The sequence below is a fragment of the Polynucleobacter sp. MWH-HuK1 genome (genome assembly GCF_018881815.1).
GTDB lineage: Bacteria > Pseudomonadota > Gammaproteobacteria > Burkholderiales > Burkholderiaceae > Polynucleobacter.
On record NZ_JACVPP010000001.1, the window covers coordinates 192379 to 214827 of the forward strand.

21 protein-coding genes are annotated in these 22449 nt (G+C 45.8%); 2 read left to right on the forward strand and 19 right to left on the reverse strand.

Features of this window, described 5'->3' with window-relative positions; translation table 11 throughout:
• Positions 1–753 (forward strand): cell division protein ZapD, encoded by a 753-nt coding sequence (gene zapD / locus ICE93_RS00950; protein ID WP_216184604.1) that lies wholly within the window; start codon positions 1–3, stop codon positions 751–753.
• On the opposite strand, the gene ICE93_RS00955 is transcribed toward zapD, so the two are convergent.
• From ICE93_RS00955 to secA, 9 genes are all read right to left on the reverse strand, one after another.
• Positions 750–1166, reverse strand: a complete 417-nt coding sequence (locus ICE93_RS00955) for an NUDIX domain-containing protein (protein WP_216184607.1) — start codon at positions 1164–1166, stop codon at positions 750–752. The genes zapD and ICE93_RS00955 overlap by 4 nt on opposite strands.
• 13 nt (positions 1167–1179) lie before the next feature.
• Complete coding sequence (locus ICE93_RS00960; protein WP_216184611.1) at positions 1180–2037, reverse strand: ATP-binding protein; 858 nt, start codon at positions 2035–2037, stop codon at positions 1180–1182.
• Positions 2038–2052: 15 nt separating this feature from the next.
• Positions 2053–3288 (reverse strand): bifunctional glutamate N-acetyltransferase/amino-acid acetyltransferase ArgJ, encoded by a 1236-nt coding sequence (gene argJ / locus ICE93_RS00965; protein ID WP_216184613.1) that lies wholly within the window; start codon positions 3286–3288, stop codon positions 2053–2055.
• 42 nt (positions 3289–3330) lie between these two features.
• Positions 3331–3627 (reverse strand): hypothetical protein, encoded by a 297-nt coding sequence (locus ICE93_RS00970; protein ID WP_216184616.1) that lies wholly within the window; start codon positions 3625–3627, stop codon positions 3331–3333.
• An 18-nt stretch (positions 3628–3645) separates the two neighbouring features.
• Entirely contained in the window at positions 3646–3900 is a 255-nt protein-coding gene (locus ICE93_RS00975; protein WP_216184619.1) for a MoaD/ThiS family protein, read from the reverse strand.
• Positions 3901–3909: 9 nt separating this feature from the next.
• Positions 3910–5166: an NAD(P)/FAD-dependent oxidoreductase gene (locus ICE93_RS00980; protein ID WP_216184622.1), complete on the reverse strand. Its 1257-nt coding sequence runs from the start codon at positions 5164–5166 to the stop codon at positions 3910–3912.
• Between the two features lie 10 nt (positions 5167–5176).
• Positions 5177–7024, reverse strand: a complete 1848-nt coding sequence (locus ICE93_RS00985; RefSeq protein ID WP_216184624.1) for an aldehyde ferredoxin oxidoreductase family protein — start codon at positions 7022–7024, stop codon at positions 5177–5179.
• 21 nt (positions 7025–7045) lie between these two features.
• Positions 7046–7522, reverse strand: coding sequence for a 4Fe-4S dicluster domain-containing protein (locus ICE93_RS00990; protein ID WP_216184626.1), 477 nt, complete (start codon positions 7520–7522; stop codon positions 7046–7048).
• 164 nt (positions 7523–7686) lie between these two features.
• A complete protein-coding gene (gene secA, locus ICE93_RS00995) occupies positions 7687–10452 on the reverse strand; it encodes a preprotein translocase subunit SecA (RefSeq protein ID WP_216184628.1) in 2766 nt (921 codons plus the stop codon).
• Positions 10453–10476: 24 nt separating this feature from the next.
• On the opposite strand from secA, the gene ICE93_RS01000 reads away from it, so the two are divergent.
• Entirely contained in the window at positions 10477–11004 is a 528-nt protein-coding gene (locus ICE93_RS01000) for a hypothetical protein (protein ID WP_255554427.1), read from the forward strand.
• Positions 11005–11027: 23 nt separating this feature from the next.
• Here the strand turns inward: ICE93_RS01000 and lpxC are convergent, their stop codons facing one another.
• The 10 genes from lpxC to murD all read right to left on the reverse strand — a co-directional run bounded on the left by lpxC (position 11028) and on the right by murD (position 22443).
• Positions 11028–11942 carry a UDP-3-O-acyl-N-acetylglucosamine deacetylase gene (gene lpxC, locus ICE93_RS01005; protein WP_216184630.1) on the reverse strand — a complete coding sequence of 305 codons (915 nt, stop codon included), beginning with the start codon at positions 11940–11942 and terminating at the stop codon, positions 11028–11030.
• Between the two features lie 44 nt (positions 11943–11986).
• Positions 11987–12487 (reverse strand): peroxiredoxin, encoded by a 501-nt coding sequence (locus ICE93_RS01010; RefSeq protein ID WP_216184633.1) that lies wholly within the window; start codon positions 12485–12487, stop codon positions 11987–11989.
• Between the two features lie 112 nt (positions 12488–12599).
• Positions 12600–13940 (reverse strand): cell division protein FtsZ, encoded by a 1341-nt coding sequence (gene ftsZ, locus ICE93_RS01015; protein WP_216184634.1) that lies wholly within the window; start codon positions 13938–13940, stop codon positions 12600–12602.
• 50 nt (positions 13941–13990) lie between these two features.
• Positions 13991–15220 carry a cell division protein FtsA gene (ftsA, locus tag ICE93_RS01020; protein WP_216184637.1) on the reverse strand — a complete coding sequence of 410 codons (1230 nt, stop codon included), beginning with the start codon at positions 15218–15220 and terminating at the stop codon, positions 13991–13993.
• A 9-nt stretch (positions 15221–15229) separates the two neighbouring features.
• On the reverse strand, positions 15230–16087 hold the full coding sequence (locus tag ICE93_RS01025; protein WP_216184640.1) for a cell division protein FtsQ/DivIB: 858 nt from the start codon (positions 16085–16087) through the stop codon (positions 15230–15232).
• Positions 16080–17096, reverse strand: coding sequence for a D-alanine--D-alanine ligase (locus ICE93_RS01030; RefSeq protein ID WP_216184643.1), 1017 nt, complete (start codon positions 17094–17096; stop codon positions 16080–16082). Before ICE93_RS01030 ends, ICE93_RS01025 begins: the two co-directional genes overlap by 8 nt.
• The gene (gene murC / locus ICE93_RS01035; protein ID WP_216184646.1) at positions 17089–18525 is read right to left on the reverse strand and encodes a UDP-N-acetylmuramate--L-alanine ligase; all 1437 of its coding nucleotides are present in this window, start codon (positions 18523–18525) and stop codon (positions 17089–17091) included. Before murC ends, ICE93_RS01030 begins: the two co-directional genes overlap by 8 nt.
• Complete coding sequence (murG, locus tag ICE93_RS01040) at positions 18522–19595, reverse strand: undecaprenyldiphospho-muramoylpentapeptide beta-N-acetylglucosaminyltransferase (protein WP_216184648.1); 1074 nt, start codon at positions 19593–19595, stop codon at positions 18522–18524. The genes murC and murG overlap by 4 nt, the downstream gene beginning before the upstream one ends.
• The gene (gene ftsW, locus ICE93_RS01045) at positions 19592–20863 is read right to left on the reverse strand and encodes a putative lipid II flippase FtsW (protein WP_216184651.1); all 1272 of its coding nucleotides are present in this window, start codon (positions 20861–20863) and stop codon (positions 19592–19594) included. Before ftsW ends, murG begins: the two co-directional genes overlap by 4 nt.
• Positions 20860–22443: a UDP-N-acetylmuramoyl-L-alanine--D-glutamate ligase gene (gene murD, locus ICE93_RS01050; RefSeq protein WP_216188188.1), complete on the reverse strand. Its 1584-nt coding sequence runs from the start codon at positions 22441–22443 to the stop codon at positions 20860–20862. The genes ftsW and murD overlap by 4 nt, the downstream gene beginning before the upstream one ends.
• Positions 22444–22449: the final 6 nt, after the last annotated feature.

The following is a 22449-nucleotide window of genomic DNA, read 5'->3' on the forward strand; positions in this document are numbered from 1 at the left end:
GTGATTGTCTACGAATACCCCTTCAACGAATTAGTTCGAAGCATGCTTCGGCTGGAGTATTTGTTCGCCCGCTTTAATCACTTTATCCGCTCGGATGACCCTGAGTTACACCACAATGCAATTTCTATCTTGTTTGATCTTGGGGATATTGGCGCTCGTGGTGATATCAAGTCATTGCTACTTAAAGAATTTGAGCGCCAAAAATATGCTCTCAACGGATTGAAGTCATCCCAAAAAGTAGATCAAGAAGCGCTCACACAAACTCTTTCTGAAATTGATGCTGTTGCTGCTAGCATCAACCAATCTGCTGGAAGGCCTAACTCAGCCATTACTGAGAGTGAATGGTTAAATGCAATTCGTACTCGCCTAAATATTCCAGGTGGGACAAGTCCAATTGATTTGCCTAGCTATCACGCTTGGAAAAATAGTCCTACCTCTGAACGCCGCGGGTTGCTTGAAAAATATATTGGCCCACTCTTACCTTGGCAAGAAGCATGTCAATTATTTTTAAGACTACTTCGTCAATCGGGTGAGGCTAAGGATGTGGTTGCACATAACGGCTCATTTCAACAAGCCCCTTCTGGCAAGGTGTATCAATTAATGCGTATTGCCGTTGAAGATGACACTTTATTTTCTGAGATCAGCGCGAACAAATATTTGCTCTCAGTACGCTTCTTAAAATCGGAAAGCGATAAAAAAGCGCAGTTAGTAAATGCAGATGTGTCATTCAAACTAACGCTCTGCCAGCTTTAAGATAAAAGGGCTCTAAGCCTTTCTAGCATGGGCCAGGCCGCAGGCAATAATGGCTCAACACTAGGTTTTTCTGCAGACAAAAATTCCCAAGATAATGACTGGTTTTCACAGCCCTTGGGCGCACCTTTCCAATCACGAATAATGCTGACATGAAGACGAACATAGGCATGCGGGTAGTCATGCTCTAGCACAGTTAGCTCTTCACTTGATTCAATCTCTATACCAAGCTCTTCCCAAAGTTCACGTTTAAGCGCCTCGAAAATAGACTCTCCTTTTTCGATTTTTCCACCCGGCACCTCCCAATATCCAGCATATGGCTTACCTTCGGGTCGCTGCCCCAAAAGATAGCGCCCTTTAGCGTCAAGCAAAATACCTGCGGCGACTTCGGTAATGGGACGCTGAATTTCACTCATGTGAAAAATTTACTTAGGCTTTTGAACCAGCCCAGTGTTTGGCAAATTGCCAAGCAACGCGACCAGAACGTGATCCACGCTCTAATGCCCACACCAGGGCCTCAGGACGAGCTGCTTCAATTTCTTTAGAACTCAAACCAAAGTGCTGCAACCAGTGCGCCACAATTGCCAGATACTCATCTTGTTTAGGTGGGTAGAAAGATAACCAAAGACCAAAACGCTCAGATAAAGAAATCTTTTCTTCCACTACTTCACCAGGGTGAATCTCACCATCATCGTTATGAATATAACTCTCGTTATCCTTCATATATTCCGGCAATAAATGACGGCGGTTAGAGGTGGCATAAATCAAAATATTGTCGACTTGGGCAGAAACAGAGCCATCTAAGGCTGATTTCATAGCCTTGTAGCCGGATTCCCCATCTTCAAAAGAAAGGTCATCGCAAAAAATAATGAAGCGCTCTGGCCGCTCAGCTAAGAGCTCGGTAATGTCAGCCAAATCTGCCAAATGCTCTTTTTCAACCTCAACGAGGCGCAAACCCTGACTAGCAAACTCATGCAAGCTTGCCTTAATTAGAGAAGACTTTCCGGTCCCTCTCGCACCAGTCAACAGAATATTGTTAGCCGGCTTCTTCTGAATAAAGTTTTTTGTATTGTCACGGATGGCATCGCGTTGACGGTCAATATTTTGTAAGTCTTCGAAGGTGATATCGGATACATGTTTTACTGGCTGTAAAAATCCAACACTGCCGAAAATACTGTCACGACGACGCCATCTAAATGCAGTGGAGGATTTCCACTGCTCATCAGTTAAAGGCTTGGGTAAAAAAGTATCAAGGTGGTCTAAAAGACGATCTAATTTTTCATTCATATTTTAGGTAGTCTTTTATGAGCGGTAGTCTGCATTAATAGATACATAGTCATGGGATAAATCACAGGTCCACATAGTTTGTGTAGCGATGCCACGACCCAGATCAATCTTGACAGTAATTTCTGGAGCCTGCATTACCCTCTGACCATCCGCTTCTTGATAATCTGGATTACGTCCACCATCTTTCGCAACCCAAACATCACCAAGCCACATTTGTACGCAATTCACATCTAGGTCAGAAATGCCTGCGTAGCCAATCGCAGCAAGGATGCGCCCCAAATTGGGATCACTTGCAAAGAAAGCGGTTTTAACCAAAGGTGAATGGGCAACTGCTTTGGCAACCAAGCGGCACTCTTCAGGGGTTTTGCCACCAACCACTTCAATAGTCATGAATTTAGTCGCGCCCTCACCATCACGCACGATCATTTGAGCCAACTTGCGAGCCAATGAAATTAATGCTTCCTTCAAAATTGTGTAGCTAGGATCACTCGCAGACTGAATCTGCACCGCTGACTGACCAGTTGCCATAATGATGAATGAGTCATTGGTCGATGTATCACCATCAATCGTGATTGCATTAAAAGAAAGGTCTGCAACTTCACGAGTTAGGTTACCAAGCAGGCCTGGTGCAAATCCTGCATCAGTTGCAATAAATCCAAGCATCGTCGCCATATTAGGGTGAATCATTCCTGCACCCTTACAGATGCCTGTAATGGTAACTACGCCAACAGGCGTCTCAACAGTGACTGATGTGGCCTTAGGTTGGGTATCTGTGGTCATGATAGCTTCGGCCGCATCAAACCAGTTGTCCTCACCCAAATTGGCTACCGCTTTTGGTAAGGCAGCGATAATTTTTTCAATCGGCAGCGGTTCAAGAATCACACCCGTTGAAAAAGGCAAAATTTGTTCAGGATTAATCTTCAAATCTTTTGCCAAAGCGGCGCAGGTTTCTAAGGCATGCTTCATGCCTGATTCACCTGTCCCAGCATTAGCATTGCCAGTGTTCACCACTAGCGCTCTGATCTCACCATTACGACCCTCTTGAGCCAAATGCTCACGGCAAACCTGCACAGGGGCAGCGCAAAAACGATTTAAGGTAAAAACTCCTGCTACCTGGGTACCAGGCGCCAAGGTCATCACTAGAAGATCCTTGCGATTTGCCTTCTTAATTCCAGCTTCAGCGATGCCCATCTGAAAACCTTTAACAGGCTTGAGTTCGGCTTTTTCGGGGAGAGGTAAATTAACGGCCATAAATAAAAATACTCAATCAATTGAAATAAATAAAAGGGAGGCCTATCCTCCACCCCTACGAGTATAAAGATCAAATCGATTCAGGACAGCTTCACAATCGCCTTGTGACCAGTCATCGGGAAATTGGAGCCTCACCTGCAGAACCGGGATTTCTAAAAGTGCAATTTTTCGTACCGGCTGACTAGACCCAAAAATCCGCAATTGGGGTTGAGCAGCATCTTTCAAGACCCGGCCATCCACAACAAGGCTTGTATTGGTATGGAGCTCGCCCAAGGCTTGGGGTAGCCAACGCATCAAGTCTGCACTGGTGCAACCCATATTTCTGTCAAATTGCGGCATTCTGTAAATACGCGGGAATTATCCGCCAGCAACTGGTGGGCAGATAGCCAATGCATCGTTCAACTTTAGGACATACTGATCGCGCTCTTCCGGTTTGATATAAACCCCATTCACCATCACTAAATGCGCTGATTTACTTGGAATCTTATACAGACTAATGACATCACCGATGGTGCTGCCATCAACTAACTCGATATCCGCTTCGATGCTATTTTTTTTATTAGAAGGTAAATAGCTTGCCAAGCTGGCAAACAACTTCAAAGTAACTTGCATGCCAGAAGCTTAATTCATCCAGGCAGATTGTGCTTGACCTGCAGCTAGATAGGCGCTCATTGTCTTTGTAGGGTCACTCATTAACATTTGCTTCCAGTCACCCAATGGAACTCTTCCTTGAATTAAACCTCGAAGCACACCAATATGCTCAGTTGTACCAACGCAAGTAGCGCCAACTAGAACATCATCGATAAACTCTAAGCGCAAGTATTTATAGTCCTGCAAATCGACTAATTCCACATGATCGCCGCCTTTAGCGCCAGACCATAAACCAAATGAAGACGAGATCAGCCCCAAGGTATCAAGGACGTTAATTTGAAGTGCGCCCGCACTCTTTGCAGTGCCGCCAGACATGGCAATCGCAGCAATTCTGGCTTGCTCAGCAGCGTTAGGCTGAATCGCATTAACGATACGCTCGCCCGTCGAAAAATCAATACTCTCGGTTACATCACCTGCTGCATAAATATCTGGATGAGAGGTTTGCATCTGCTCGTTAACCAAAATTCCGGTTTGAATTTCAAGACCGGAAGAATTTAGATAGGCGATATTCGGACGTACACCAGTCGCTGAAATTACCAAATCAACTTCTAGAGTCTCACCGTTAGAAAGTTTTACCGTCAAGCCTGAATTAGCTTTTGTAATTGCCTCCACCTTCGTGCTGGTATGAACCTGAACGCCTTTATCTTCAACCCATTTCTTAATCATGCCACCGGCTACAGAAGTCATCATTCTCGGAACCATACGATCCCCCATCTCAACAACCGTAAGCTCAACTTTTCTACTGGCTAATGCTTCAAGAATGATGCAGCCGATAAAGCCAGCGCCCATCTGTAAGACTCGGGATCCAGGTTTTGCCAAATTTGTGATTACCCTAGCATCTTCCAATGTCCAGCATGGCTGAACGCCAGGCAAATCAATGCCAGGAATCTGAGGCTGCACAGGAACAGAGCCTGTTGCAATCAGCAATTTATCAAATTGAATAGGCTGACCACCCTCTAACTCCAATTTCTTCGCCTTTATATCTACCGCGATCACTTTTCCGTGAACCTGCTCAATTCTCAGTTTTTGATAATGATCAGAATCCTTACGTAAATAAGTCCCCGACTCATTAATATTACCCATAAGCAAATAAGGAATTGCCATTCGTGAATAAGGAGGAGCATCCTCAGACCCGATCATCACAATCTCATCATGCGGAGCGCGCTTACGAATGATTTCCGCCGCAATGACGCCTGCCGGACCATTACCCAAGATGACATGCTTCATATATAAAAGCTCAAAGACCCAGGCGCTTCAATGTTTCGGCACTTGGACGCCCTTCAACATCCCAACCGCGAACTTGGTAATACTCGGGAAGCATCTTATCTAGCCCGCTAACTACGCCCTTACCTGGTCCTGTCTTCGCAGCCTCTTCCATTAAACGCTTGGGCAACTTATCGTCCTTATTCGTAAAGCCTGCGCGATTATTAAAGTCACGTTCCATATTCCAGATACGCTCACCAATAGTCGTTAAATTTTCTACTGTAAATTCATCGCCACAAGCCGCCTGCAATTGCGGGGCCACATCAGCCAGGGTCCATGCGAAGCTGGTGAAAATACAAATTCCAGCAGAATCAAATGCAGCAGTAGCATCCTGAAATGCCTTAACCAACTCTGGCTTACCTTGCGTTTCACTAGGTTCGGTCTTAACTGGAATTCCCAATACCTCTGAAGCGATGGTGTATCCGCGGAGGTGGCATGCACCACGATTTGATGTAGCGTAAGCCAAACCAATACCCTGAATCACGCGACCATCGTACGCAGGGAACTCTTGACCCTTCACACTCATAGAGAGGTCTGGGTATCCATATTTTTTAGTTAAGCGAGCAGATCCAAGACCAATTTCTTTACCAAAGCCAGTACCCTCAGTAGTAATTTCCGCCAAATAGCAAAGGGCCTTAGCAGATCCAAATGGAGCCTCAATGCCAATTTGCTCTTTGGTTAAAACGCCCATCTCATATAGCTCCATCACAGCACCAATAGTGGCACCGAATGAAATCGGATCTAAGCCTTGCTCGTTGCAAAGCTGATTAGCGTATTGCAATGCCTCAAGATCATTCACTCCATTTGCCGCACCAAGCGCCCAAGCAGCCTCGTACTCAAGGCCGCCAGAAGCATGCATATGCTGTGGTTTATTTTCGATTGAGAAATGAGTGTCATCAATTTTTGAGATGCGTCCACAAGCAATCGTGCATGCAAAACAAGCTTGGTTGGTTACTAAGTGCGCTTTACCATCCGTCTCACGAGGAGCTGCCATTGCTTCAGCAGAAATATCTTTTGCACCCTCAAACTGAACATCTTGATGATTGCGAGTAGGTAGTGCGCCCACCTCATTAATCACGTTCATCAATACTTGTGTTCCATACGTCGGGAGACCTTGACCAGTAACAGCATGACCAGCTAATACAGCCTTACCTGCTGCAACTGCATCCATAAATGCTTTTGGATTTTTAAGATTGCCAACCCCTTTGGTACCACGAACTGCAATGGCCTTTAAATTCTTGCTACCCATTACTGCGCCAACACCCGAACGTCCAGCCGCGCGATGTAAGTCATTCACAATAGCTGCATACAGTACTTGATTTTCTCCGGCGCGCCCAATACAAGAAACCCGAATCTGGGGATCCTGGTGCTTCATTTTGATGGCAGGCTCTGTTTCCCAAACTGATCTTCCCCATAAGTCAGAAGCATCAATCAACTCTGCCTTATCATTTTCTATATAAAGATATACCGGCTTAGGTGATTTTCCTTCGAATATCACCATATCCCAGCCAGCCATCTTCAACTCTGCACCCCAATAGCCACCAGAGTTAGAGCATGCGATAGCCCCAGTTAATGGGCCCTTAGTTACTACCGTGTAACGACCACCAGTAGACGCAGTAGTTCCGGTCAAAGGACCAGTAGCCCAAATAATTTTATTTTCTGCAGAAAGTGGATCCACTTTTGGATCAACCTCTTCAACAAAATATTTAGATGCCAAACCACGTGAACCCAAATAGGCTTTGGCCCACTCCATATTCAAAGGTTCAGATTGGCAAGTGCCCTTGCTTAAGTTAACGCGTAGTAGTTTTCCAGCCCATGACATGATATTTTTCCTATACTTTTTTTAGATAGCGCTATCTTGGTTGCCAAGTTTGTCGGCCCACTCACGCATTCTGTCCAGACCAGTCCAATCTGCATCTACATAGGTAATCGCTTGCGTTGGACATGCCGTAGCGCAAGCAGGATCCCCCCCACATAAATCACACTTTTGCACCTTACCAGTCTCTTGAACATAGTTGATCGTTCCAAAAGGACAGGAAATAGTGCAGACCTTGCATCCAACGCAAGTATCTTCTGAAACCACCTTGGCGCCAGTGATCAAATCCACTCGAATGGCATCTACAGGGCACGCCTGCAAACACCAGGCTTCATCACATTGAGTGCAGGTGTAAGGAACTTTCTTGCCCGTTTTATGAAATTCAAAAACTTTGATTCGGGATTTGGAGGTGTTGAAAACCCCATAGTTTTCATAACTGCAGGCCATCTCACATTGAAGACACCCAGTACATTTGTCTGCATTAATAAGCAGGGACTTTTGCATGTAGATTCCTTTTGGCAATAAATGCAATTTTTTGCATATTAGAGCAAATAATCATCGAAATTTGCGGCGCTAGATAGCTAGGGAAAGCCCTGAAGAATTAAAGGACTCTGATAAAAGAAAGGGGGGCTTAGTCCCCTTTTGGTTAATGCTTGGCTGAATTGAATTTAAGCTAATGCACCGCAGCAATTCTTATATTTCTTACCACTACCACATGGGCAGGGATCATTGCGGCCTACCTTTGGCCCGGTGCGAATAGGCGCAGGCTGAATATCCACTGCAGCACCGCCATCACCAGTTGATCCAGCAACTTCTTTTTCTGGATCGGCGTGCTGATACTGAACATCAGATAGTTTAGCTAAATCATCATTCATCGACTCAGATGCATGATCTAACTCACTTGCACTGCGAATCTGAACTGTCATGATGCTTTTGACAACATCATTCTTAATGACGTTAAGCAACTCACCATACAGCTCGAATGCTTCGCGACGATATTCTTGCTTTGGGTCTTTTTGGGCATAGCCACGTAAATGAATGCCTTGACGCAAATGATCCAAAGCAGCCAAGTGCTCACGCCAATGACTGTCTAAGCTATACAACAGAACAGAACGCTCAAAACCAGCAAAAGACTCTCGACCGGAAAGATCTACTTTTGCATCGTAAGCTTCTTTAGCGGCTTGTAATACACGCTCAACAATCTCAGAATCATCTACGCTATCAGCTGCTTCAACCCAGTTCTTCAGGTCAACCGTAAGACCCCACTCGCTAGCAAGGACATTCTCTAACCCAGTAAGATCCCACTGCTCTTCCATAGATTCCAGCGGTACATAAACTGAACAAACTGAACGCAATACATCTTCACGCAAATTGGCAATTAAGTCGCCAATATCGCTGCTTTCAAGCACTTCGTTTCTGAGACGATATGTTTCTTTACGCTGATCATTGGCAACGTTGTCATATTCGAGCAACTGTTTACGAATATCAAAGTTACGGCCTTCAACTTTGCGCTGCGCAGACTCAATAGAACGAGTCACCATTCCAGCTTCAATCGGCTCGCCGTCTGGCATCTTCAACCGATCCATTACAGCGCGTAAACGATCGCCTGCAAAGATACGAAGGAGTGCATCATCCAATGAAAGATAGAAACGGGAGGAACCAGGATCACCCTGACGGCCTGAACGGCCTCTCAACTGGTTATCAATACGACGGCTCTCGTGACGCTCTGTACCGATGATGTGCAATCCACCTGACGCAATAACCGCATCATGAATACTTTGCCACTCGTCCTGCAATTGCTTAATCTTGGTTGCTTTTTCAGCATCGGAAAGTGAACTATCTGCCTCAATCAAGGAAGATTGCTTGCCAACGTTACCGCCCAACACAATGTCGGTACCACGACCAGCCATATTGGTGGCGATCGTGATCATTTTTGGACGCCCTGCTTGAGCAATAATTTCCGCTTCGCGAGCATGCTGCTTTGCGTTCAATACTTGGTGCGGCAACTTGCGTTGATCTAGTAGTTTTGCGATCAACTCAGAGTTTTCAATTGATGTAGTGCCAACTAGTACTGGCTGACCACGCTCATAACAGTCTTGAATATCCTTAATGACCGCATCATAGCGTTCGCGAGAAGACTTATAGATTTGGTCTTGCTTATCTTTTCTTTGGCTAATGCGATTTGGAGGAATCACAACTGTTTCTAAGTTGTAAATTTCCTTAAATTCGTAAGCCTCAGTATCAGCAGTACCCGTCATACCAGCCAACTTGCCATACATGCGGAAATAATTCTGGAAAGTGATCGTAGCTAAAGTTTGATTCTCATTTTGAATCTGTACACCCTCTTTAGCTTCTACGGCTTGATGTAGACCATCAGACCAACGACGCCCCTGCATCAAACGACCAGTAAATTCATCAACAATGATCACTTCACCATTTTGAACAACATAATGCTGATCGCGGTGATACAAAGAGTGTGCACGCAGAGCTGCATACAGGTGATGCATCAAAGTAATATTTTGTGGCGCATAAAGAGAATCGCCATCATTGAGTGCACCCAACTGAACCAATACTTGTTCAGCTTTATCGTGCCCTTGTTCTGTCAAATAAACCTGCTGGGATTTCTCATCCACCCAGTAGTCGCCAGGCTTTTCAACGCCAGTACCATCGGCCTTCTCTTCGCCAATTTGAAGCTCTAAGTACGATGGCAGAGCATTAATCTTGATGTAAAGATCAGTGTGATCTTCTGCCTGACCAGAAATGATTAACGGCGTGCGTGCCTCATCAATCAGAATCGAGTCAACTTCGTCAACGATTGCATAAGCTAAACCACGCTGTACACGCTGGCCCAAATCCTGAACCATATTGTCACGTAGGTAATCAAAACCAAATTCGTTATTTGTGCCGTAGGTAATATCTGCAGCATAAGCTTCTTGCTTTGCAGTGTGATCCATCTGGGATAAATTCACACCCACCTTCATACCCAAGAAGTTATATAGCTTGGCCATCCATTCAGCATCACGTTGCGCCAAATAATCATTGACTGTTACAACGTGGACACCTTTACCAGTCAGTGCATTTAAATAGACTGGCAGAGTAGCGGTTAAAGTTTTTCCTTCACCAGTTCCCATCTCAGCAATCTTGCCGTGATGTAAAGCCAAGCCACCGAGCAACTGAGCATCAAAATGACGCATCTTCATCACGCGCACACTCGCTTCGCGAACTACCGCGAAAGCTTCAGCAGCGATGTCATCCAACGACTCTCCAGCAGCAAGACGGGACTTAAATTCAGCAGTTTTTGCGGCAAGTGCAACATCATCCAAAGATTGCAGGCTCGCCTCAAAAGCGGCGACCTTGGCAACGACTTTGCGATACTGTTTTAAGAGGCGGTCGTTACGACTGCCGACCAGGGTTTTAAGAAGACCGATTACCATGGGATATTGAAGAAAATTAAGTCCTTGAGTTTATCACCCGCAACCCCATTTTTTATGAACTTCACCCCTAAATCATCCCGCAAGCAGACAGCTCATGACTGGATGGATTACCTACGAGAATCCGATGGGCTTGGAGGGATTTTGGCCAAAACAGAGGATCTGGCAAAACTGAAGGGGCGACTCCATTCGGCACTGACAACCCTAGATTTGGGCCACCTCAGCTCAAAAATTGAAGCAGGATGGCGCTCCGGCTCGGAAGATGAGCTCTTTTTACTGGTGAGCAGTGCCAGCATTGCTAGTCGCTTACAGCAAATTTTACCCAGTCTAATCAGAGAGTTATCTAATTCTGGACTAGTCTGCAGAGCAATAATGGTTCGGGTCAAACCAGCTCCGCCAGCCTGGGAGGTAAAACCCCGTTTAGAGGCCCGCGAGAAGCCAAAAGGCTTAAATGAGGCTGCTAAAAGGTCTTGGGAATCTTTGTTGGAAAAGTTAGGGCCAGAGTCAGGCTTACGTTCCTCTGTCGAGAAACTAATCAAAAACAAGCCAAAGTAAGCTAAAAGACTGCTTCAAACCCTTTAGAAAAAGAGGGGTTGGCTTTCTTGGGAATAGGCTTCAGGAGCCTTATTTTCAGTAAAAGAGCTTATTTCGTAAGAACTTGGATCCTCCAAGAGCTTGCGCAAAAGAGCGTTATTGAGAGCATGGCCTGACTTCTCAGCAACATAAGCCCCCACAATTGGGTGGCCAATCAGATAGAGGTCACCAATCGCATCTAATATTTTGTGACGCACAAATTCGTCTTCATAACGCAGTTCTTCGTTATTCAAAATGCGGTGCTCATCCAAAACAATCGCATTATCTAAACTGCCGCCACGCGCTAAACCCATTTCGCGGAGTGCCTCTACTTCGTGAGCAAAACCAAAGGTACGCGCACGACCAATTTCACTGCGGTAAGCATGTTCCGCAAAATCCACTACAAAACGTTGTCCTGTTTTATCTACGGCTGGATGTTTAAAGTCAATCGTAAAGTCCAACTTAAATCCAAAGAATGGTTCTAATCGTGCAAGCTTGTCGCCTTCACGAACCTCAACTGGTTTTTTAATAACAACAAATTGACGTGGCGCCTCTTGTTCAGCAATGCCTGCCGATTCAATTAAAAACAGAAAAGAGGCAGCACTGCCATCCATAATGGGGACTTCCTCACCATCAAGCTCTATTAATAAATTATCTAAGCCTAACCCAGCACAAGCTGATAACAAATGCTCCACGGTTGAAACACGTACACCATCTTTTTGAATTACAGATGCTAGCCTTGTATCGCAAACAGCTAGGGCAGTTGCGGGAACAACAGACTGCTCAGGCGTATCTACCCTAACAAATTGAACCCCTGAATTTACTGGCGCAGGCTTGATAGAAATCGTCACCTTGCGGCCAGAGTGCAAGCCAATCCCCACGGTTTTTACCGGAGTAGCGATTGTGCGTTGCTTCATCATATGTTTCTATCTAAATCCGGAGGATATTCGTTAATAAATTCTAATTACAGCTTTTTCAGAATTGAGGCTGCATCGCTTACTTCAAACTTACCAGGAGCTTCGCGATCTAGTGACTTCACAATACCGTCTTCAATAATCATGGCATAACGGTCAGATCGCACACCAAATCCACGAGCAGATAAATCCAATTCTAATCCGAGCTTTTTGGTGAAGTCAGCGCTGCCGTCACCAAGCATACGAATCTTCTTGCCTACTTTTTGATCACGTCCCCATGCACCCATCACAAATGGATCATTGACAGAAACACACCAAATCTCATCAACACCTTTAGCTTTAATTGCATCAAAGTGTTCAACATATCCAGGCACATGCTTAGCAGAACAGGTTGGCGTAAAAGCACCTGGTAATGCGAAGAGTACGATCTTTTTACCGGCAGCTAACTTCTCAACTTCAAAGGCATTTGGTCCTAAGGAGCAACCTTCGGTCTCTTCATTTATAAATTCATAAAGAGTAGCGTTTGGTAATTTTTGTCCAACAGCAATCATGACATCTCCAATAAATAATTGTTAGTAAGCATGCCAACGCAAGCGCGGGATTCGTCGTCCGGAGGGGCGCCGCGCTGGCATTTTGCAATTACCTATTGTATTAAGCAGTCAATTAATCTGCTTGCTTACGTAAAAAGGCTGGGATTTCATAGTAATCAGCCCCTTTATCCAACATGGATTTAGCCTGTGGAGAGCTATCTGCACCTAATGTAGGTACAGGAGTCGCCTCACGAGAGCTACGAAAAACGCGTGGTAAATCATATTGGCTGTAATCAACACCGGTGCTCGCTGGCTGAGCTGCCATTGCTGGAGCACTACCAACACCAGTCATTGCCAAACCTGCGCTAGCACCCAAAGCAGAATCCATACTTACCTTGCTCATTGCGGCGGATGGGCTTGCAGGGGCAAAACTATTGAGATCAGCCATTGTTGGCATTGCATCATGAGTACCGGTAGCTTGTCTCCAAACTACTTCAGGCTGGTTATTTTTACGAGCTTGAGGATTATTCAAGCCAGTAGCAACTACAGTCACGCGTAAGGCATCGCCTAAGCTCTCGTCATATACGGTACCGAAGATAACTGTTGCGTCATCTGCAGCGTAGCCACGAATCGCAGCCATAACTTCACGAGTCTCAGACAACTTCAATGAACGGCTAGCAGTAATGTTGACCAATACACCGCGTGCACCTGACAGATCAACGCCCTCTAATAATGGTGATGCCACGGCAGCTTCAGCAGCCAAACGCGCACGATCCATACCAGAAACGGTTGCTGTTCCCATCATGGCTTTGCCTTGCTCACCCATGACTGTCTTAACGTCCTCAAAGTCAACGTTAATCAAACCTTGAACATTAATGATTTCTGCAATGCCTGAAACCGCATTATGCAATACGTCATCAGCGCAAGCAAATGCTTTATCGAACTCAGCATCTTCACCCATTACTTCAAAGAGTTTTTCATTGAGTACAACAATCAGTGAATCTACATATGACTCGAGTTCTGCAGCACCATTCTCCGCAACCTTCAAACGCTTCACACCCTCGAAATCAAATGGCTTGCTGATTACGCCAACAGTGAGGATACCCATTTCTTTTGCAACTTGAGCAACGATTGGAGCTGCACCAGTCCCAGTACCGCCACCCATACCAGCAGTAATGAACACCATATGTGCGCCTTGCAAGGTATCAGCAATACGAGCACGCGCTTCTTCAGCAGATGCAGCGCCGATCTCTGGTTTAGCCCCTGCACCCAATCCGCTAGAGCCCAGTTGCAAATTCACAGATGCCTCAGAACGCTGCAAAGCGCCAGCATCGGTGTTCATGCAAATAAACTCTACGCCGTTAACACCTCGACGGATCATGTGCTGGACAGCATTGCCACCAGCGCCACCGACTCCAACCACTTTAATAATGGTCTTGCCAGCTGTTTCTTGATCTAACATTTCAAATTCCATATACCCTCCTAGGTAAAAAAACTTACTACATTGACGACGACGAAAAAAACTTAAAAATTTCCTGCAAACCATTCCTTCATGCGCGAGATAACACCTTGTAACGCGCCTGATTGAGAAACACGACGGCCACGCAATAACTGCGCTTGACCTTCCATCAACAGACCAATGCTGGTGGCATACCTGGGACTACGCAAAACTTCATGTAAATGGCCGCGGTACTCAGGCGTACCGATTCGGGCTGGCCTTAAAAAGACCTGCTCAGCCAACTCCACCATGCCAGGCATCAGTGCAGTGCCACCTGTTAAAACAATTCCAGAAGAAACCATGTCTTCGTAACTAGAGTCACGAACTACACCTCGCACGAGCGTAAACAACTCTTCAACACGCGGTTCAATCACTGCGGCTAATGCTTGCTTAGACATCGGACGTGGTTCACGATCTCCCACACCAGGGACATCAATCATCGCAATCGGATCTGCCATGTCTTGACGAGCAATGCCATGTGCGATCTTCAAATCTTCCGCATCAATCGTTGGCGTGCGTAATGCCATTGCAATGTCATTAGTAATTTGATCGCCTGCAATTGGAATTACTGCGGTGTGACGAATAGATCCTTGGCAATAAATTGCAATATCAGTAGTTCCGCCACCGATATCCACTAACACCACACCCAACTCTTTCTCATCTTCAGTGAGCACTGCCAGACTTGAAGCCAGGGGTTGCAAAATCAGATCATTTACTTCAAGGCCACAACGGCGCACGCACTTCACAATATTCTGTGCTGCACTTACAGCGCCAGTAACAATGTGCACCTTCACCTCGAGGCGAAGACCACTCATACCAATCGGCTCGCGCACATCTTCCTGTCCATCAATAATGAATTCTTGAACAAGGATGTGCAAAATCTGCTGATCGGTTGGGATGTTGATTGCCTTGGCAGTCTCGAGCACGCGCTCCACATCACCAGCGCCAACTTCTTTATCGCGTATTGCCACCATGCCGCTAGAGTTAAAACTCACAATATGGTTACCCGCAATACCCGTAAATACCTGAACGATCTGGCGATCTGCCATCACCTCGGCTTCCTCAAGCGCCTTTTGAATCGATTGAACTGTCGCCTCAATATTGACTACAACGCCTTTCTTTAAACCTTTAGATGCAGTTTGACCAACCCCAACCACATTGAACTGACCATCAGGAGCTAATTCAGCAACCAAGGCAACAACCTTGGATGTACCAATATCTAACCCAACCAACACATCACGATTGTCTTTACTCATTACCATTCCTCATTGCTTCAGCTCGCTTTTATTAGCATCTACATCATTCTTCTTCAAACTTGCAGAAGCAAGATGAACCGCAAAACCATTTGCATAGCGCAAATCAATTGCATCAACTCGATTAGCCCACTTCTCTTGTACCTGAGGCCAATACTTAAATAATCGCGCTACACGCTCTTCGGTTAAATTTTTATCGGAGCTTTCTTCATCGCGCCCAAACTCGACTCTCATTCCATTTGAGAGCTTGACATTCCACGCATAGCGTTCTGTTAAAACAAGACTCGTTACTTCCACGCCCCATGGCTTAAACCAGTTACTCGCTTTTTCATAAAGACTCATCACCTCTTTCCCAGAATCTGCGGGGCCAGAGAAGTCAACTAAACGGATGTCGTCACCCACCTCAGAGATTCGTCCAGCAAATAGCTCCCCATAGGTGTTTATTAAAGTGTGGCTCTCAGCACCACCCCATATCCCAAATGGTTTCTGCTCTTCAATACTGACAACCAATCCATTTGGCCAGACACGGCGTACATTGGCATGTCGAACCCAAGGCATACTCTCAAAGCCACGCTTTACATCCTCTAGGCGAACACTAAAGAAATTACCTTGTACCGTTTCTAGCACCTGCTGCTTAACAATAGGCCTCTTAATATGATTTAGCGTTTGACCTGCAACTGGCTCAATTTGTATTTGTTTCAAAGCAAACACTGGACGCTGACTAAGCCAAACCAAAATACCAATTACTAGCATTACCATGAAGCAACGCATCAAGAAACGACTCAGCTTCTCCATGCGATCTGAGTGATTCCAAATTGGAGCCATCAACATAGAGAAAATTTCACCGAAGCGGTCCATGAAGTTACTCATGCATGAGCACCTTTTTTTGCTGCATTGTTTGGCCCAATAACCAAAGCACTAGATCCGCATACTCAATACCGGCAGCCTTAGCGGCCATTGGCACCAAAGAATGCGAAGTCATACCTGGGGAAGTATTCATTTCCAGTAAATAAGGTTTGCCAGTTTTTTGCTCCAGCATCACATCCGCACGACCCCAAGTCCGGCAACCTAAGGCTTTATAAGCTGCCAAGGCTAATTCCTGAACGGCTGCATTCACCTCTGGCGCGAGCCCTGTTGGGCATAGGTACCGAGTTTCATTAGAGAAATACTTGTTATGAAAATCGTAATTCGCTTGCGGGGGAATAATTTTAATAACGGGCAATGCTTCAGCAGTTTTACCGTGGCCAACTATTGGACAAGTTAATTCGTCACCGATGATGCAGGTCTCTGCAATCACTTTTTTATCTAAACCAGCAGCAAGCTTATAAGCCGCTGGTAGCTCATCGACTGATTTCACCTTAGTTAGACCCAAGGAAGACCCCTCATGCGCAGGCTTCACAATTAACGGCAAACCTAAATGCTGAACTACAGCATTCCAATCGCTTGTTGCAGTCAACTCTTCATACTCAGGAGTTGCCAATCCATTACTAATCCAGACTTGCTTGGTGACAATCTTGTCGATTGCTAAAGCAGATGCTAAAACTCCGCTACCGGTATATGGCAAGCCCAGCAATTCGAGCAGACCCTGAATGGTTCCGTCCTCTCCAAAGCGACCATGCAGTGATATAAAAATACGATTAAATTTTTCTTTAGCTAGTTCAGTAGGGCAACGCAAACCGGTATCAAAGGCGTGGGCATCGACACCTTTAGAACGCAAAGCTTCCAGTACACCATTACCTGACATAAGAGAAATTTCTCTCTCGCCAGATTTCCCGCCAAGCAATACGCCGACACGGCCGAATGACTTAACGTCTACGCTAGCCAAGCTAGCCTTGACGCGATCACCCCAAGAGCTCAAGTTAGCACCTACCTTAGACATGCTTTGCCTCCGCTAACGTATGCGGCAAAGCTGAAATTGATCCTGCACCCATCGTAATTAGCACATCCCCATCTTTTAAAACTTGACTCAATTTTTCTGACATCTCTGCAATATTTGCAGCGTAAGCAACTGCGCCTGAATTTAGTAAGGCTTTTGAATTCTTATCTTCAGCAATTGCAGCCTTCATCAAACTCTTGCCGTCTGCCCCTGGAATTTTTGCCTCACCCGCTGGATAGACATCAGTCAACACCAACGCATCAAAGCTTCTAAGAACTTGTACGAACTCACCAAAACAATCACGTGTTCTAGTAAAGCGATGTGGTTGGAATGCCAGAACTAAACGGCGATCTGGATAGGCGCCGCGAGCGGCAGCCAAAGTTGCCGCCATTTCTACTGGATGATGTCCATAGTCATCAATCAAAGTAAAGCTGCCGCCAGAAGCTAATGGAATCTCTCCATAACGTTGGAAGCGACGACCAACACCGCTAAATTCAGAAAGTGCTTTTGTGATTGCTTCATCACCCACTCCCAACTCTGTAGCGATGCCAATTGCAGCCAAGGCATTACGCACGTTGTGCAATCCAGGTAAGTTCAGCGTGAGATTAAGTGGGCCGGGCTTATTACCATGTCTGCGTATCGTACGACGATCAACTGTGAAGTGCATCTGTGTACCATCAGCGCGTACATTACTTGCGCGAATATCTGCATCTTCAGATAAGCCATAGCGTAATACTGGTTGTGATACGAACGGAATGATGTCGCGCACATTTGCATCATCAATACAAAGCACTGCCACACCATAAAACGGCATACGCTGAATAAACTGCACAAAGGCTTGCTTTAAGCGAGCCATATCGTGCTGATAGGTATCCATGTGATCTGCATCGATATTAGTGACGACTTCCATTGCTGGAAATAGCTGCAAGAAAGAAGCATCAGACTCATCGGCTTCAACAACAATGAAGTCACCACGCCCTAAACGCGCATTAGCGTTTGCAGAATTGAGTTTTCCGCCAATCACAAACGTAGGATCTAGACCACCCTCGGCTAATACTGATGCGACCAAACTAGTAGTCGTTGTTTTTCCATGGGTGCCAGCAATTGCAATGCCTTGCTTAAGACGCATTAACTCACCCAACATCACAGCACGCTGAATGACTGGAATCTTTGCAGCTCGCGCAGCCAAGACTTCAGGATTATTGCCAGCGACTGCCGTTGAAATGACCACTGCCTCAGCAGTGCCAATATTTTTAGGATCATGCCCAATATGAATCACAGCACCCAACCCCTTCAAGCGCTTAGTAACAGCGCCCTCAGCAAGATCTGATCCCGAAACCTGATATCCCAAGTTCAAAAGCACCTCAGCAATGCCGCTCATACCAGCGCCACCGATGCCGATGAAATGAATTTGCTGAACGATATGCTTCATTTACCTACTCCCGCACAATCTGCACAGACTTCAGCCACTCGCTGGGTCGCATGTGGTTTAGCTAAGGCATGCGCTCTCAGCGCCATTTCTTTTAATTCTTTGCGACTCAGGTTTTGAATCATCATTGCTAAATCTTGTGGATTAAGTAACGGCTGCGGCAATAAAACTGCTGCATCTGCACTAGATAAAAACTGTGCATTAGCAGTTTGATGATCATCAATTGCAAATGGGAAAGGAATAAGACAAGAAGCAACTCCGCAAGCGGCTATTTCAGAAACAGTCATCGCACCAGAACGACAAATCACCAAATCTGCCTGCGAATACGCAGCTGGCATGTCATCAATAAATGGACGAATATCTGCTGCGACACCCAGATCGGCATAACGCTTCTCTAGATCTGCTAAATGCTTATCACCTGCTTGATGAATAACGTTAGGACGAGACTCTTCTGGAATCAACGCCAAAGCAGCTGGAATATTTTCATTTAAGGCCGCAGCTCCCAAGCTGCCACCTACAACCAAAATAGATAAAGGGCCTTGACGCTGCTCATAACGAGCTGCCGGCGCCAACATATGATCAAACTCTTCACGAATCGGATTACCAACCCATTCTGCATTTGCCATCGTATTGGGGAATCCAGTCAAAGTTCGCATGGCGATTTTGCTTAACGCAATATTGGCACTACCAGCAACAGAATTTGCTTCATGCAAGACCAGTGGACGCTTTAATAATTTAGTTACTAAGCCACCTGGGAAGGTAATGTAACCACCCATACCCAATACAACATTTGGCTTAACGCGGCGCATGATCTTCCAACTCTGAATGCATGCACGTATCAAATTAATTGGCAACATGAGTTTGGTCTTTAAACCTTTGCCTCGCAAGCCGCCAAAATCAACCGTCTCAAATGGAAAGTCACAAGACTTCACGAGGCGATACTCCATGCCGGCTTGATTACCCAACCAAGAGACATTCCAACCACAAATCCGCAAGTATTCAGCGACAGCTAAGCCTGGGAATATGTGCCCACCAGTACCGCCAGCCATCACAAGAATTGAGGGTTTTGTCAAAGCTTCCCTCCGCGCATCAAAATCCGATTTTCATAATCAATGCGCAATAGCATTGCCATCGCAATAGCATTCATCAAAATGCCGGAGCCACCATAACTCACCAACGGCAAAGTCAAGCCTTTAGTTGGCAAGAGCCCAAGGTTTACACCCATATTGATAAAAGCCTGCCAACCAATCCAAATAGCCACACCCTTAGCAGCAAGGCCGGCGAAGCTACGATCCAATTGCAAAGCAGTACGTCCAATTAAGAATGCGCGACGTACGATCCAATAGAACAAGAAGATCATGACGACTACACCAACAAATCCAAGCTCTTCTCCAATCACTGCCATGATGAAATCGGTATGTGCTTCAGGCAAATAATGTAATTTCTCTACGCTACCACCAAGACCCGTACCAAACCATTCACCACGTCCAAATGCCATGAGTGAATGGGTTAGTTGATAACCCTTATTGGCTGCGTTATCTACTTGCCATGGATCCATAAATGCCAACATGCGTCCACGACGGAATGGTGATAGCGCGATCATCGTTGCACCACTCAACAACCCAACTGCAATCAAACCACCAAATAATTTGGCGTTGATGCCGCCTAAAAAGAGAATGCCAAATGCAATCAATGCAACTACTACGAATGCACCCATATCCGGCTCAGCCATCAACAAGCCACCAACCAGAGCAACCGCGATACCCATAGGTAACATACCCTTTACAAAGGAATGGAGATACTCTTGGCGTTGTACTGTATAGCTTGCCGCAAAGATCACTGCAGCAAATTTCATTAACTCGGAAGGCTGGAAGTTCATCAAGCCAAGAGGAATCCAACGCTTAGCTCCATTCACGCCTTTTCCGACACCAGGAATAAGTACCGCGATAAGCAGTAAAACGGTAAATCCAAAAATGACTGGTGAATAGCGATCCCACACCTTTGTAGGAATCTTGAAAACCCAAACCCCCACTCCAATAGCAATCGCCAAAGAAATCATGTGGCGAATCAAGAAAAAGTTGCTACTGTAGTTTGCATACTTTGGTCCATCAGCCAAAGTAATGGAAGCCGAATACACCATCACTAGACCAATCAACATGAGGGACAAAATTGCCCAAACAAGCAACTGGTCATACTCCATCATCCGTGAACGGGTTTGCTCTACGCCAGATACTGCATCTCGCAAGCCAGTTCGGAAGTTATCGATTCCGCCTCTGGAAAAATTCCAGAACCGATTTAATCCAAGACGGTTTTCAGGAAGGAATTTTTCTTTTAAGTTCATACCTGGACTCCCTCAAAGCGCATTCCCAACTCTTCGACTTCTGCAGCAAATACTTGAGCACGTTCTTTATAGTCACGGAACTGATCCAAGCTAGCGCAAGCTGGTGATAACAACACTATGTCACCAGATATTGCCTGTGCTGCAGCAGCCTGAACTGCGGTCACTAAGTCCCCACAATTAGTGACAGGTATTCCAGCGCCTAATGATTCGCCAATAGCAACGCCATCTTTACCAATTACGAAGGCACCCTTTACAAAACGCATAGCTGGCTCACGAAGTGGGCTGAAATCTTGCCCCTTACCATCTCCACCGGCAATTAACCAAATACGTTTACCTAATTCGTTATTGCCCAAGCCATTTAATGCAGCAACAGTAGCACCCACATTAGTGCCCTTGCTATCGTCCACATACTCAACATCTTTCACAATCGCAATGCTTTGTACTCGATGAGGCTCACCATGGTAATCACGTAAACCATGCAATAACAAGTTCATTGGCAAATTGGCAGCACGCGCTAGGGCAAGCGCAGCCAAGGCATTTAAGGCATTGTGACGACCACGAATTCTTAATGCGTCAGCTGGAATGAGGCGCTTCAATCGCAATGGCTCATCATCCTCAACAGTCGCAGTCTTACGACGACGCTTAGGCTTGGGCTCTACATCCTCATCTACTTCGGCCCACACTAGCCAATCAATACCGCCAGCACGCAAGTCATGCTCAATACCAAAAGCGCCTTGCTCATCTGGACGATTAGAGCCAAAAGTCACAATAGACTTCTCCGCTTTCTGCTCTTCAGAAAGCAAGCCCATTGCAAGAGAGTCATCACGATTCAGGATGCATATCGTATCGGCACCAAATATTCTTGACTTAGCATCTGCATAAGCCTGCATATCCCCATGCCAATCTAAATGGTCTTGGGTAATATTTAAGACAGTTGCTGCAGTTGCATTTAAGGTGTGGGTATAAACCAGTTGGAAACTAGATAGCTCCAACACCCAAACATCAGGCATGTCGACAATTTGATCTGCTAAGTCCAAGCAGCTCATTAATTTTTCTAAAGCCGCAGGGCTGATATTTCCGGCAACAGCAACTTTCTTACCAGCGCGCTCACAGAGTTGACCCGTTAGTGCAGTGGTCGTTGTTTTGCCATTGGTACCAGTGATTGCCAATACCGCAGTCTCATAACTAGACTTTTGTGTCTGAGCCATACGACCTAAAGCAGCAATTGCACGAGCAAAAAATTCAATTTCACTCCAGACGTCGATTTCAGCTTCCTCGGCTTTTACCAAGAAAGAATAAGTTGGATCTTGCACCGGAGAAAGCCCTGGGCTGATACCAATGACATCAATCTCTTTGAGTAAGTCATCACTCAAAGGTCCAAAGTAAATATCTTTAAGGCCAGCAATGTGAAGTTCCTGCAACCATGCATTCTGACGCTCATTTAATGATGATTGCTCACGGGTGTCGGCGAGACGCACCTCTGCACCATTACGCAAGCACCACTTAGCCATGGCGACGCCAGATTCACCCAGACCTAAAATGAGGAACCGGCTTGGTGCTTGATAGCCTTCATCACTCATGAAAGC